Here is a 14,157-nt window from a genome sequence, read left to right as displayed (position 1 = left end):
CGACACTCCGGAACAATTTTTTTATTTGATGCAGTAAATGGTGGGTTCCATTAAAATTACTGGTTAAGATAGACGATTCATCATCAAAGGAATAACTGACAAAACTGGATGCAGCTAAGTGATAACACTCGTCAGGTTTAATCTTGGCAATGACCTTATAGAGTGACAAGTGATTCTCTAAAGACGCAACATGTAAAATAATCTCGTCTTTGATAGTCTTTAGATTAGACAACTTACCTGCTGGGTCTTCAACTGCTGGTCTCCTGACAATTCCATGAACTTCATAACCTTTGCTTAGCAAAAGCTCTGCAAGGTAAGATCCATCTTGTCCAGAAATCCCTGTAATTAGTGCTTTTTTCATTTTTCCCAGTGCGTTAGTTATGAGTACTATGTGCGTCAGTACTGAAGACTGATTGGGTAACCGTGAGCTAGTTAGCAATTACCAATCACTAACTCACTATATTTAGCAGTTTTGAAGCTATTTGATATCGGTAAAACTTAATTTCATAGCTGAGATCAGTATCTTCTTAGGAATTACGCCGCCAACCCGTTTATTGACGATAATTACACTGATTCCAGTCTTTGATTTATCACGATAAACCGGGTATGATATTAGTGGGGAAGTCGTGGTTATAAGACAGTGCGTTCGCGTAGCGTATCCATAGGATAATCGCGTAGGGTATCCGTAGGATAATCGCTGATTTTTTCAACGTTAATCTATCAACAACGTCTTATACAAGTGTGTTAATAGGTAATGGATAAGGGTAATGGCGCTCTCCTCGTGGTGTTTGCAGCAGCAATAGTCTTTTCCTCAATTACCAATTACCTATTACCCGTTACCTATTACCCGTTACCTATTACCGAAACAGCGACTAACTATCTCTCTAATCCATTACTAAAAATGGGATTAGACCATATCATTACTAGCCATTACCAGCGGTAACAACCTGACGAATAAAGGCAGTATCAGCGGATTTAATACAAGAGGTTACAGGCATGATACCTAGTGCCTGAAGGTCAGCATTAACCATGATTTCAACCAGTTGTTTAAAGGTTACTGAAGGTTGCCAACGTAGTATGGTATTAGCTTTGGTCGCATCACCTAACAACAGGTCTACTTCAGCAGGTCGAAAGTACCGTGGATCGATTTCAACGTACTGCTGCCAATCCAAATTCACTAAGCCAAAGGCAATATCGAGAAACTCCCGAATTGAGTGAGTTTGACCGGTAGCAACAACATAGTCATCGGGCTCGTCTTGTTGTAGCATTAGCCACATAGCGCGGACATAATCTTTGGCATAACCCCAGTCCCGTCTGGCATCGAGATTGCCCAGGTAAAGCTTATTCTGCTTACCAGCTACAATGCGTGCCAAAGCACGGGTAATTTTGCGAGTGACAAAGGTTTCGCCGCGCCGGGGACTTTCGTGGTTAAACAAAATACCATTACAGGCGAATAGCTCATAGGATTCGCGATAGTTGATAGTTTGCCAGTGGGCGTAGACTTTTGCACAGGCATAAGGACTACGGGGATAAAACGGTGTAGTTTCAGACTGAGGAACAGCCTGCACTAGCCCAAACATTTCAGAAGAGCCAGCCTGGTAAAACCGTACCTCAGAGCCAATCCGCTGTTGATAGTGCCGTACCGCTTCCAACAAACGCAAGGTTCCTATACCTGTGGCATCGACGGTGTATTCTGGTGAATCAAAGCTGACCCGCACATGGGACTGAGCTCCGAGGTTGTACACCTCTATCGGCTTTACGTCTTCTAGAATGCGTTGTAGTGTCAAGCCATCAGTCAGGTCTCCGTAATGGAGAAATAACCGTGTCTGTGGATTGTGGGGGTCTTGGTAGATGTGGTCGATGCGATCTGTGTTGAAGGTAGACGTGCGTCGGATAATGCCATGGACTTCGTATCCTTTTGCCAGCAGCAGTTCCGCTAGATAAGACCCATCTTGACCGGTAATGCCAGTGATTAATGCTCGTTTAATGTCTGTCACGATTCCTCACGACTCTGATTAGAGTAATTAGTTTGCTAATGTACGGGATGAACACAAAGGCAAATCAAAATGGTTAATTGTTAATTAAAATTGATAATTCAAAAATTAACCAATTAATAATTTGGATCACAGCACTTGAGTACTTTGAGAACCCAACAGATGCGATCGCATATCTTCCTGGTGAAGCCTGATCATTCCTGGCAACAACCTCAGCTGTCGCCGCTCCTCCTGGGTCATCCGAATCACCTCATCCAGTTTCCAAGGACGTGGTCCGACTAAACTCATCTCACCCCTTAGTACATTCACTAACTGCGGTAGTCCATCCAGACAATATTGACGCAGCCACTTTCCAAAATGTGTCATCTTAGACGTGACTTTGCCTTTGTGTATACCTTCAGTACGAAATTTAATCACTTGGAACAGCTTACCCCGTTCTCCAGCCCGCCATTGCCGAGAAAAGACTGGTCCGGGTGTTACAATCGCTATCAGCAACATCAATCCCAGGAGCACTGGACTCAGAATCAGTAGCAATAGAGCAGCTAAACTCGAATCCATCATCCGTTTCAGTCGAGATCGCAATAGTTTTTCCCTACTAGACAATTCTGAGTTGAACGGTACTCTTATAACAGCTTTCTTCTTCGCTTGCTCACAGGCATTGGTCCAAACTCTTAACCCTGTTTCACCCAGATTGGGGTCAATACAAACCAGCCCTACCGACGAGCGTTGCAAGCAATTACTTAACCAAGACTGACTTTGCAATGGAGGTAGATAATGCTGTTCATTCTTCTGGATAGGAAGTACCCACAACTGTTTCTGTCGCCACTTGAGCTTACAAGGAGGCAAAGAGCTGACTGCTGACTCTGGGTCATCATCGATATCTAGGATTGAGATTTTGGAGGTTGTTAGTATGATTCTGGAAGTTGTCATAAATAGTTACTCCATTTCACCGAAATCAAAAGTAAAAGGTTAGATCCTGTCTTTAATACGTAGCTATCAGCTATCAGTTTTCAGCTATCAGCTATCAGCTATCAGCTATCAGCTATCAGCTTTTGAATAAAATAAGTAAAATCTGAGTTACGTCGGCTGAAGGCTGAAGGCTGACGGCTGAATTCTTACTTAACAATTAACTAAAAAAATCAACGAGACTTGACATGATTGCTGAACTGACGCTCTAGTTGTGGAGATACTGGAAGATCATCAGATACAGGCTGGTTTGGTTCAATAGCAGCATGGCTCTTTCGCGAACCATAGTAAGCATAGCTCTGATTAGAACTCTTCACTCCGTTAGCAATGATTCCAATCAGGTTTAAATTCCTGAGTATAGCAGTAGCCTGGATGAGTTGAGATTGAGTAACTCGCTCTAGGCGTCCCACCATCACCACACCTTGGCACAACGATGCTGCTTGGAGTGCATCCACCATACCTAACACTGGGGGAGTATCCAGCAACACCAGATCATAGGTTTGCTGAAACTCTGCCATTAAGTTCTTCATCCGTTTAGAACCTAAGAGCTTAACTGGGTCAATTGGGGTTGGTCCAGCAGTCAAAACATCAATGGTTGAGCCCAAAGGTGAGATACTAACTGGGTTGGGTGTAGCAATATCATCTTCCAATAAAGTAGAAAGTCCTTCCTGATTGGACAGACCAAGTTGTTGGTGCAACCTCGGACGGCGCATATCTACATCAATTAGCAGTACTCGTCGATGTAAACGAGCAGCACTCAAGGCTAAACCCAACGCCAGAGTTGACTTACCCTCACCAGACAGCGCTGACGTAACCATCAGGGATTTCCAATCAGAACCAGAATTGAGCAACTGGATATTCACATAAATCATGTCCAGTGCTTCCTGAAATGGTCGCCATCCCAACAGTTCCATCATCGGAAGTGTTTTCTCCGACTGGCTCAAGCTAAGATTCAGAACAGGTTTACTGATTTTACCCTCCGGCAACTCTGGAATCATACCTAGCAAGGGTAGAGCCACTTGATTTTTCAAATCATCAGAGCTATGAATTCCATCGTCCATGGCTTCCCGCACAAAGGCAGCCACACCACCCAGAAATAACCCAACCACTGCACCTAATAATAGGTCTTGGGTCATATTAGGACCGGTCTTGAAGCCCGGTAAAGGTGCTTCTACAACTTGCCAGTTAAATCCTCCCCGAGCCAATTCGATGCTTAACTCCTGCCGTGCTTGTAGTAGCTGCTGCAGAGTATTTTGTTGAATTGCTACTTGGGGTTGTAGACGATTGTACTGAGCAATTAGGGCTGGGAATTCCCTGAGTTGGATACGGATTTCCTGCTCTGTTTTGATCAGGGCTTGGTCACGAGTCTGTAGACTGACTAGATTAATTTGGGAGGTGATCAGTTCATTGACCAGATTGATATCAACACCACCGAGCTGTCCTTCTGTCAGGAGGTTACTTCCAGTGCTAACCAGTTGAGTCGGAACTTGCCCTAAAACCCGTCTGGTTTCTTCCTGCAAGAGCGCAAACACACTCTGACGCTGTTCAATTAATTTTTGAATACTAGGATGAGCTTCGGTATAAATCCGACTTTGCTCCACCAAAGCCAGTTCTATTCTTTGGATTTCATTGAGCAAATTTTGATAGCGCCCAGATTGACTCAAACGGGACGAGGTCAAGGCATTTTGCGGTGAACGAGCCAGTTTTTGCTGAACAGCCTCGTAGCGAGTTTGAGTTTCCATGTACTGAGCGCGGATAGCTCGGCGCTCCTGTTCAATCCCATTCAGAGTTTGACTGACAGCTAGGGCTTGTTGTGAGGGATCAATCAGGTTTTTGCTCTTGCGAAACTGCTCTAGCCGTTGCTCAGCTTGCTCAAGATTTTTACGAGCAGTTGGTAACTGCTCATTTATAAAAGCAAGACCTTTGTTCAAGCGCATTTCCTGCTGCTCTAGGTTGTAATCTTGATAAACCTTTTGAATAGCTTGCAGTACTTTTTGAGTTTTAATCCGGTCATTGCTGGTGTAGACCGCTTGAAATACCTTAGTTTCAGTTTTACCCTGCAGTACTTGAGCTAATCTTAAGGAGCCTCTAATATCACGGATTGTGATATCTGGGTAGTCATCACGAAGCAAATCCACTGCTCGTTGAATCAATTCAGAACTACGCATCAGCTGTAACTGAGTAGCATAATCGATATCAACAGTGGACTCAGTAAACTGACTCTCTATTCCTCGTGTTTTATCTATATAATTAGGCTCCACCAACAGCTGTAGAGAGCTGATATAAGTCGGCTCTTTCTTTATAGTGACATAGAAGGCAATCGGCAAGCTTGTTAACAGTATACTTAGAATCCACAAGCGTCTGCGCCACAAAACTGCCAACAGTTGGCCATACCCTGCATCTGTTTCAGCTGCTGCGTTTAAATCAAGTTCCTTCATGGGATTTTAGATTAATGATTGACAAGTTTGGATTGGATTTTTAATTGACATGAAGTCGAGTGAATCAAGTCTAAACTAGTCCCGGGATGATTAGTAATCGTCTTAGATAAAGTTCGGTTAATCACGTTGTTAAGATTCCCTAGGGTTTTGTAATTATTTTTTTTATAAAAGTTAATCTTAAATTAACCATTAACCCTTGAAAAATTGCCCTTGAAATATGACCAATATTTGGTCAGTAAAATTATCCAGGATACCTGCAACAAATTTTACCGACCTTTTGGGAATGGGAAATTAGAACTTGGAGCCTGATTACCCATTACCCATTAGCCATTACCAATGAACCGAAAATCATAGGTTGCATCCCTTTTATAGAAAGGGTATAAAAAGAAGTAGTCAACCGGACATGATATTATCTATTACCCATCAGCAGTCACCCGAGCAGGACTATATTGATTAGTCCACCAGATTTGATCTAATAATTTGGGAGTATCGACCAGTATCAATCCCAGGAAATCAACGAAAAAATCCAAAATCCAAAATCTAAAATCTAAAATCAGCCCAGCCACTATCCTGTCACCTAGCTAAAGTGGGAACCTTGGTTGAATGGGGAAAGGAATAGCTCAAATTAACAGGCTGCCCGCTGACCGTTTTATCAATAATTTGCCCAACTGTATTAAAGAAAACGTCTTCAGTGAAATGACTCAGGGCATGGTCTCGGATTTGGCCATAATTCCAGGGAATTTCCCTAGCCTCAAGTAGTGCAGCTTGGAGTGCTTCTGGTGTTTGCCGTTTAAAAAACACTCCTGTCGTCCCTGGTATTTGAGTATCCAAAACACCACCTGCACCGTAGGCAATTACTGGGGTACCACTGGCGTTGGCTTCGATTGGCACTAAACCGTAATCTTCTAAAGCCGCGACGATCACCCCACGAGCTTTTGCCATCAAATGACAACGCTGTTTATCGCTGACGTATCCCAAGAATCGAATATTGTCCAAGGCTTTAGATTCTAGACGCTCTCGCTCTGGACCATCACCAGATATTAATAACGGCCACCCTAGCCAATTAAACGCCTCGATAATCAGATCGATACGCTTGTAACCCAGTAAACGAGATGATACTAGGTAAAAGTCTTCCTTTTGGTCGGAAAACACAAATTTATGGCTATTAATTGGATAGTTGACCGTCATGGCTGGCTTACCATAAATATTCTGGATACGCCGAGCGACAGTGGTCGAGTTAGCAATGTAAAGATCCGGCTCCTGGGCATAGTCCAGGTCTACTTTTCTGATCAACTGGAAGACTTTATCAATTACAGGAGAAAACGCTCTATATTCTCCATACTCCTTGAGGTAAGTTTGCGTATCCCACAAAAAACGGGTGACATTGTGGCAAAAGCAAACATGCTTGGCTCCTAATTTTTTCTTGACCGCCTTTGCGAAGCTTGAACAACTACTGATAATCAAATCGTAATTTTCTAAATCCAAGGCTCGAAAAGCTGGATAGTAAAACGGAGCCAAGAGTCTGAAGTATTTTGTTGACCCTGGAATGTTCTGAAGTCCGGTGGTATGCACTAGGCGCTCACCTAGGTCAATGGTGTTCTGGGCATCATACAAGGATGTGAATACATCAGCACTAGGGAAGCGCTTACAAAGCAGTTCAAATACCCGTTCTGCTCCACCTTTTTGCGTTAGATAATCATGAACTAGGGCAACTTTCATGCTTGTTTACTGGAAAACCTATTCCTAGAGAATACTCTAATCCATTTACCATTATATTTAATTTATATCCGGAATTTTACCGAGATTTTTTTTAGCTATCAGCTATCAGTTATCAGCTATCAGCTAATGGGAGAAGCGCACGCTACTTGAAGTGCTATCAGCTATCAGCCTTTGGCCTTGGCTTATGGCCATGCTATCCAAATAGCCACGCTACTAGATCGGTGCTTTTTAATACAAGAGGTAAGCATTGGAATAATGCTGAATTAAGTCACAGGCTATAAGCCTGTTCCACAAAGCTGTTCGCGTACCGTGCGCCTATGTGCAATGGGCAATGAGCAAATACCCAGAGGTTCAATTATAATTAATATCGAACTATTAAATTCTCTCAAAAGAGATTTATTTTAAGCTGACTACTGACAGATGAATGCTGATAGCTTACGATTTAATTTTATGCTAAACAGCTCCGTTATTCTTCGAAAACAATATAAAAATTGTTTTTACAATGATCTTCAGGTCATACATTAAGCTCCAGTTTCGTTGGTAGCGTAAATCCAGTTTAATGATATCCGCAAAATCCCGAACTTGCGATCGCCCATGCACCTGCCACTCTCCAGTCATTCCAGGTTTAACATTCAACCGTTGCCACTCTGGAACCTCATAGATGTCCACTTCTTTAGGTACTGGTGGTCTAGTACCTACTAAACTCATTTCACCTTTAATGACATTCCAAAACTGGGGTAGTTCATCCAAACTAGTTTTCCTCAAAAACTGACCCACCCTGGTGATTCTAGGGTCATTTTCGTTTTTGAATATCTTGCCATCCTTAGATTGATTTTGAACGCTATCTTTATGGGCTTCCGCATCAGTATACATCGAGCGGAATTTCCAGATCCGAAATCCCTTACCCATCCAACCACAGCGAATTTGACTAAAGAAGATTGGGCCAGGACTATCGAGTTTAATGGCGATCGCAATGGGAATAAATAATATGGCCGTAATTGTTAAACCTACTATTCCCCCCAGTATATCTAAGCATCGCTTAGCCCAAGAGCGTGTAGATGGGTGAGTTGTGGGTAACTGAGCCTTTGACCAATTGACAGCTATTGTTGTCGGATGATATGAAGGGTCTAGAATTAATTTTCTGTCTAGCCCAGTCATGATCAAGACAGCCATAACTGGAGGATTTATACCCCTTAGTATTAGTGAAATTCCGTTTTCCTGAGTGATTTTGTGATTCCTTACTAAGGCACCAATTCCGCTACTATCGATAAAGTCTGTCTGACTCAAGTCGGCAATGATAAGCTTAGGACAATAAGGTGTTTGGATAAGCTGATCACAGGTTTCTTTAAATTTTATTGCTTCGAGTCTGCTCAGGCGGATCGGTAACTGCACTACAGCAGCTTCATTGATTAACCCTGCCTGGCTAGAAGTTTTTAACCTTGACTGCATCATGATGAAATAGGAATTATAATTTCGATTAACTCGTCACTTTTTAGAGAGTAGATTTAAACTATGTAGGAATTGTGTAGAAAGTTGCGCAATCCTATGAAAAACCTAGCTTTTAACGGTACCTAAACCTACGGCTCTCTGCCCTTGATTGAAGCAACGGTATAATTTTTATTACTATTTTAAGTTTGGTGCAAGGGTTAATTTAAGGTACTTTTTTTTATAAAACTATTAATTAGTAAACCCTAAGAGCTTGCTTAAACATTACTTTTAGTAAAAAAAATACCTCTAACTTAATTATTGACGGAGTAATACGTAGACTTCACAGGGTTAATTAACCTACAGGAAAAATAAAAAATGGATAAACAATCACCATTTATATTTTTCTCTTGTTACCATATAAGTAACGATTTAGTATTACTCATTTGTCAGCAGTGACGTTGGTCAATAACTGTTCTTTATAATCCCGGATGAATGACTAATACAACTTTCACGAGTTTTTCATAAAATCCTGACAGAGCTAAAAATTTTTGATGAATTTTTCTTGAAGACACTAAATATACTTGAACTCAATTGCTAGATCCGTCTTGAGACTGATGACTTGGATGGTGGCAGCGAGTATCACTCAGTCTAATGGCCTAAGGCTAAAGCTTTCGGCTATACCAACCAAGTCCATCTAGGTGGACTTGGTTGGTATAGCGCTATAGTTTATTACGAATAATACAGGGACTATACCTGTAGGGTCTCGCTCCAGACCCTACTAATTTCACACATTTAAATTGTATTTAAATGTATTTAAATTGTGAAGAGGCACGCTTTGGGGAGATGGGGAGATGAGGAGATGGAGAGATTGGGAGATGGGGAGATGAGAAACCAGCTTTTTTACAAGTGGATCGAGGGGAAATTTAAATGCTTATTAGTTTAAATAAGCGCTTTTGTTGCGGAGTTTTGCCTAAGTCCTGTTTTTGCTACTGTCGGAGAATTAACTACGAGTCTGACCCCTCTTTCCTCCCTTCCCCATAATTTGCGGCGTTGCTTAATAATGGAATGATTTTAAGAGTGAGGTGGAATAGGCATCTTGCCGTAGAATGGGCATCTTGCGTAGAAGCGATGCAGCGCGGTCTTGGGGGAAACCCCCATGAGCGACTGCATCAAGACACTGGCATCTTGCGTAGAAGCGATGCAGCGCGGTCTTGGGGAGGCAGCGCGGTCTTGGGGGTTCCCCCCATGAGCGACTGCCGTGGTTTCCCCCATGAGCGACTGCATCAAGACACTGGCATCTTGCGTGGAACTGGCATCTTGCCAGTTTCAATATATTTTCGGGCGGGCAGGAGCCCACTCTACTCCTATTCATTCAAAGACTGACGCAACGCCTAATTTGCTGTGGGCAGCTAAGCGTCATGATTGAGGTAAGGACGTTCCCATTCAATTCCTAACTGAGAAAATTGTTGACGGATGGCATTGAGGCGCTCCTCTGGAGTGTTATTACCGTTTTGCCAAGCCTGCATTAAACCATTGGCTACAATTTGGCAGCGGTTCATGCCAAAACTTTCTTGAGAGGTAAATTTTTTGGTTGGTTCTTCGGCAAAACTCAATCCCGGTGCCAAAAACTTGGTGAATAAAGGCACTTCTGGGCGAAAATGGCAGCGGTTTGCTAGATATATGGTTTGCATCACCCCAAAGACAACTTCAGAATCACAGCGCTCAAAGTAGAGTACTCCGCAGTCATGGCGTTTGTATTCCGATGGATTGTATAGAACTTTAAATGTGAAAGGAATTGCTGCTGCATTCAAATATTTTGTCATGCTATCCATGACAGCAAGGGCTCCATCTGGTGTCAGATTAAAGTAGATCCGTGCTGTTTTAGAATCGATATCACCATTGCCCTGTCGCTCTTGACCAACATTACCCACTGCTACATAAAAGCCATTTTGCATTAAATTCTTGGGCATCCGGATGGCAACGATACTGCCAATAGTAGCAGATTTTTCTTCAGATTTGAGATGAATGTCCCGTTCAATATGCATAGTCAAACTACCTTTGGTGACGGCTATTGAACCATCGCTTTCTTCTGAGATTACCTGCCAATTGGGAGCAAAGTAGCCTGTGCCTTGATTTTTGGCGTGGAGTCGTTGGTAAAATTCTAGGTCTATTCCCAGCAGGGTATTGTTCTCTAAGTTTTGATGGGGTGCTATATCGGCGCGACTTGTGTTGAGTGCCAGGGGAGTGCGCAGATAGCCATTGTAATAGATGCCGTAAAGGAAATTTCTCAGCAGTAGACTGAGATACTTATGCTGTATGTCTTGAGGAAGTTCCTGAAAGCGGGCTACTGTTTGATCAGGTATGGCGAAGGGTTGATAGTTGGGATGGTTGATACAAAAATTGGACTGGATTTCAATGTTGTTAACAATGTCTTCCAGAGCTGCTTGCTGTTGATTGGGAAAAGGGTTGTCGAATAGCATCGTAATTTAAATTAAAATTAGATGAGGTATATATAGCAGTTCTCAATTCACAATTCACAGGTATGCTCAAAACCCTTTTCTAGGGGATTACCGGATTTGATATCAGTTCTGATTCTGAGATCCCAAAAACTGTTGGCACAGATTGTTTTGGTCGGCAGAGTAGACTTTTGGCAACCTGGAGGATACAGATTCCAGTATTATCAAAGGATTTCTGATAGTAAATCATTGCCTGAATTTGGTAAATCAGTGCCAAACCGGTAAACTGAACTACTCGTTTAAGCCAGTTGGGACGAGCTGACTCAATCCCGGGAAAAGCAGTAAGATAGGCTTGGGTTAGAGCAGCGATGGAGGGTTGAAGCACTTGTAAAGGAGTCACTGCTAGACCCAAGGATTCTTCTAATTTAATCGTGGGGTCTACTACTAAGCTACTTAACCAGATACCCAGGTAGCTGGCGATTATGGTTCCAAGGTCGAAGGCTGGATCTCCCCAGGCACAACGTTCCCAATCAATCAGTCGCACCATGCTCTGATCCGGTGGTGAAGATGTTGAGAATTGCTCCCAGTCTCTATGAACCAAAATGTTGTTCAATTTTAAGTCATTGTGGGTTAGGCAACTCGGATGCCAGTCAGTTTCCAAATCTGCGATCGCATTTCCCAGACTGGGGTAACGTTGATAGAGAACAAAGAACTTTAAGGCATTGTTAGGGATTGAGCCAAACATCTCTGGGCTAAGCCGTCCGATTCCTTTAGCTGGATTGCCAAACCGATAGGCAGATGTCCCCTTTGGTACTTGGTCTAGAAAATTACGACATTCTGGTTGATTGAAGGTAACACGATGGAGGTTGCCTACAACTGTTCCGATATCAGTTGCGATCGCTTCAGGAAAAACTTGGTTTTGATAGTAGAAACTAAACAGGTCGAGATAGTTATTTAGATAGTTGTAGACCAGGATGCAATGATCGGGATCAAAATGAAGGATCTGGGAAACTGATGAAGCTAGACAGTGTTGGTCGGGGAACTGCTGCAGCCAGCGATGAAATTGCCACTCATTGAAAAATTCATGATTTATAAGACCGCCATTATGGGGTCTTTCCTGCTTAACCAGTAGCTGACGATGATCTGAAAAGCTCACCAGTAAATTGAAATTCTTAGCAGGGGCAGCCGATTTCACCTGGATAGATTCTAGGTCTGACGGAGTACACAGCCCGATATCCAATAGATATGAGGAAATCGTTTCAGATGATAGTGGTTGCACAATATTAGTAGATGATCAGTAGATGCACGACTTAAAGAGAAAATGTTTGTTGTTTACCCTTGAGAAGTTAACCGATAGTAGGGGCAACTTTTGTGCCTAACCGTAGAACAATCAACACTCAACAGTTAACAATTAATAATCAGGCTGTTAGATTTGCAGGAGTTATCCCATTGCTCTTTATCTATTGATACTCTATTTTTAAACTAAAAACTAGCCATTTTGGCGAGACTAAACTGATATTTTTATCTACAACAGAATTTGTAGACTTACAGAAATCTTGAAGAAAGTCATCTGTCACACTCCTATGGAGGAAAACTAATAATGGAAATTTCTGAATTACCCATCGGTTTTGAGTTGTTATCCGATGAGGAAACCTTTCTCAATGATCTAGATCAGCAAGATACTATGGTTCAGGGTGGATGTGGTCCAACTCCCCAAACACCATTCATTCTGTGTGCAGCACCTACGGCAGTTCCCATGCCCGAACACCCAGAACCTTTTCCCAAATGTCCACGCCCAATACCCCAACCAACACCTCCTGTTTTTGAAAATCCACGGCCAACACCTTTTCCTAAAACCGGGCCTATACCTTTTCCTAAAACCGGGCCCATACCTTTTCCTAGAACAGGACCGATTGTAATGACTCCACCCATACGAATGGAACATTAGATTGAGGGCATTAGCCTCTCGCTCTAAGTGTAGGGGCTAATGGTAAGTATTAAGCTAAAACGCATTTAAAATATGTTTTAAAAAGGCAAAAGGCAAAATTTTTCTGGAATATTTTTTTTATTTTATTTTATTTAAGATATATACAGTTTAAAATCACAATACTTATAAAAGATTATTTATAGCAACATTATAGATATAGAGATTCTAAATATTTTGTGAACCATAACCCTGGCATTATGGTCGCACAAGGATGAAAGTTCTTTCCATTGTCTTGATCGGCTTTCTTGCTAGCATGCCTCTTGCCTCTTGCTAGCATGCCTCTTGCCTTTCCCAAGCGCGACTATGCTCACAACTCAAAGAACAATGCTATAGCTAGCTGACATTTTATGTCACAATTGCATCTGATCTAGTAAACATAGTAATGGCAGCTGCTATGAGCGAAACCATCTTTAGCAAGATTATCCGCCGAGAAATTCCAGCGGATATTGTTTATGAAGACGATTTAGCCCTTGCCTTCAAGGATATTAGCCCTCAGGCACCAGTTCATATTCTGGTAATTCCCAAGAAACCCATTCCTCAACTGGCAGCAGCTCAGTCGGAAGATCAAGCTCTGATGGGGCACCTGTTGTTAACGGCTAAGCGAGTTGCTGACCAAGTCGGTTTGACCAATGGCTATCGACTGGTGATTAATAATGGTGCTGATGGTGGTCAAACAGTTGATCACCTGCATTTGCACATCTTGGGTCAACGCCCAATGAAGTGGCCTCCTGGTTAAGGTTTTTTTTAGTGCTGAGTGTTGAGTGCTGAGTGTTGAGTGGGTGTCTCAGTTAGGACTTACCGCAATAACTAGGCTCAATCTCTATATCTAAGACTATATATATAGAGGCGTTCCGTGGAGCGCCTTTAGTTTTATGCGATTGACCTTTGGTCAAGCTTTCGGCAAAGCCGTTCGCGCAGCGGAGGCCTTCGGCCAAGCTTCGCGAACGCGATCGCTATTTTTGTTTTCTCAAATCACATTATTATAATTTTGTCAATACTTATTTAATATAAGATTTACTTATTTACATTATTTAATAATATTAGGGGTAATTACTCTCAAACCCCTTTACAAAACTTTAGATATTGCTTAATATATAAATGAAGGCGCAAACAAGCCGGACGAACCTTGAAAAGTTCATATTCATACCCGCAATCATAAGAACATGACT

At 42.3% G+C, this 14,157-nt stretch carries 11 protein-coding genes; 3 read left to right on the top strand and 8 right to left on the bottom strand.

Features of this window, described 5'->3' with window-relative positions; all coding sequences use genetic code 11:
- The 6 genes from F6K52_RS20010 to F6K52_RS19985 form a co-directional block, all read right to left on the bottom strand.
- The coding region (locus F6K52_RS20010; protein ID WP_293081470.1) for a GDP-mannose 4,6-dehydratase at positions 1-361 on the bottom strand (361 nt) is incomplete at its 3' end.
- 562 nt (positions 362-923) lie between these two features.
- Positions 924-1,997, bottom strand: coding sequence for a GDP-mannose 4,6-dehydratase (gene gmd / locus F6K52_RS20005; protein ID WP_293081467.1), 1,074 nt, complete (start codon positions 1,995-1,997; stop codon positions 924-926).
- Positions 1,998-2,123: 126 nt separating this feature from the next.
- On the bottom strand, positions 2,124-2,924 hold the full coding sequence (hepC, locus tag F6K52_RS20000; RefSeq protein ID WP_293081464.1) for a heterocyst development glycosyltransferase HepC: 801 nt from the start codon (positions 2,922-2,924) through the stop codon (positions 2,124-2,126).
- Between the two features lie 209 nt (positions 2,925-3,133).
- Positions 3,134-5,398, bottom strand: a complete 2,265-nt coding sequence (locus F6K52_RS19995; RefSeq protein WP_293081461.1) for a polysaccharide biosynthesis tyrosine autokinase — start codon at positions 5,396-5,398, stop codon at positions 3,134-3,136.
- A gap of 573 nt (positions 5,399-5,971) precedes the next feature.
- Positions 5,972-7,117, bottom strand: coding sequence for a glycosyltransferase (locus tag F6K52_RS19990; RefSeq protein ID WP_293081459.1), 1,146 nt, complete (start codon positions 7,115-7,117; stop codon positions 5,972-5,974).
- Between the two features lie 453 nt (positions 7,118-7,570).
- A complete protein-coding gene (locus tag F6K52_RS19985; protein WP_293081475.1) occupies positions 7,571-8,566 on the bottom strand; it encodes a sugar transferase in 996 nt (331 codons plus the stop codon).
- A 1,107-nt stretch (positions 8,567-9,673) separates the two neighbouring features.
- Here F6K52_RS19985 and F6K52_RS19980 point away from each other — a divergent pair.
- A complete protein-coding gene (locus F6K52_RS19980) occupies positions 9,674-9,928 on the top strand; it encodes a hypothetical protein (RefSeq protein WP_293081456.1) in 255 nt (84 codons plus the stop codon).
- A 26-nt stretch (positions 9,929-9,954) separates the two neighbouring features.
- On the opposite strand, the gene F6K52_RS19975 is transcribed toward F6K52_RS19980, so the two are convergent.
- The gene (locus F6K52_RS19975) at positions 9,955-11,025 is read right to left on the bottom strand and encodes a T3SS effector HopA1 family protein (RefSeq protein ID WP_293081453.1); all 1,071 of its coding nucleotides are present in this window, start codon (positions 11,023-11,025) and stop codon (positions 9,955-9,957) included.
- Positions 11,026-11,104: 79 nt separating this feature from the next.
- Positions 11,105-12,280, bottom strand: a complete 1,176-nt coding sequence (locus F6K52_RS19970; RefSeq protein ID WP_293081450.1) for a phosphotransferase — start codon at positions 12,278-12,280, stop codon at positions 11,105-11,107.
- A gap of 321 nt (positions 12,281-12,601) precedes the next feature.
- Here F6K52_RS19970 and F6K52_RS19965 point away from each other — a divergent pair, with 321 nt between their 5' ends.
- Together F6K52_RS19965 and F6K52_RS19960 are read left to right on the top strand one after the other, a co-directional pair.
- Positions 12,602-12,949, top strand: coding sequence for a hypothetical protein (locus tag F6K52_RS19965; protein WP_293081447.1), 348 nt, complete (start codon positions 12,602-12,604; stop codon positions 12,947-12,949).
- 421 nt (positions 12,950-13,370) lie between these two features.
- The gene (locus tag F6K52_RS19960; RefSeq protein ID WP_364418681.1) at positions 13,371-13,724 is read left to right on the top strand and encodes a histidine triad nucleotide-binding protein; all 354 of its coding nucleotides are present in this window, start codon (positions 13,371-13,373) and stop codon (positions 13,722-13,724) included.
- The last annotated feature ends 433 nt before the right edge of the window (positions 13,725-14,157 follow it).

Source organism: Moorena sp. SIO3H5, from assembly GCF_010692395.1.
Lineage (GTDB): Bacteria > Cyanobacteriota > Cyanobacteriia > Cyanobacteriales > Coleofasciculaceae > Moorena.
This window is presented reverse-complemented; position numbering and strand designations above follow the sequence as displayed.

Coding starts and splice junctions, on each gene's coding strand:
- hepC (WP_293081464.1), bottom strand. CDS start 2,924: ATGACAACTTCCAGAATCATACTAACAACCTCCAAAATCTCAATCCTA.
- F6K52_RS19965 (WP_293081447.1), top strand. CDS start 12,602: ATGGAAATTTCTGAATTACCCATCGGTTTTGAGTTGTTATCCGATGAG.
- F6K52_RS19995 (WP_293081461.1), bottom strand. CDS start 5,398: ATGAAGGAACTTGATTTAAACGCAGCAGCTGAAACAGATGCAGGGTAT.
- F6K52_RS19985 (WP_293081475.1), bottom strand. CDS start 8,566: ATGCAGTCAAGGTTAAAAACTTCTAGCCAGGCAGGGTTAATCAATGAA.
- F6K52_RS19960 (WP_364418681.1), top strand. CDS start 13,371: ATGGCAGCTGCTATGAGCGAAACCATCTTTAGCAAGATTATCCGCCGA.
- F6K52_RS19990 (WP_293081459.1), bottom strand. CDS start 7,117: ATGAAAGTTGCCCTAGTTCATGATTATCTAACGCAAAAAGGTGGAGCA.
- F6K52_RS19975 (WP_293081453.1), bottom strand. CDS start 11,025: ATGCTATTCGACAACCCTTTTCCCAATCAACAGCAAGCAGCTCTGGAA.
- F6K52_RS19980 (WP_293081456.1), top strand. CDS start 9,674: ATGCAGCGCGGTCTTGGGGGAAACCCCCATGAGCGACTGCATCAAGAC.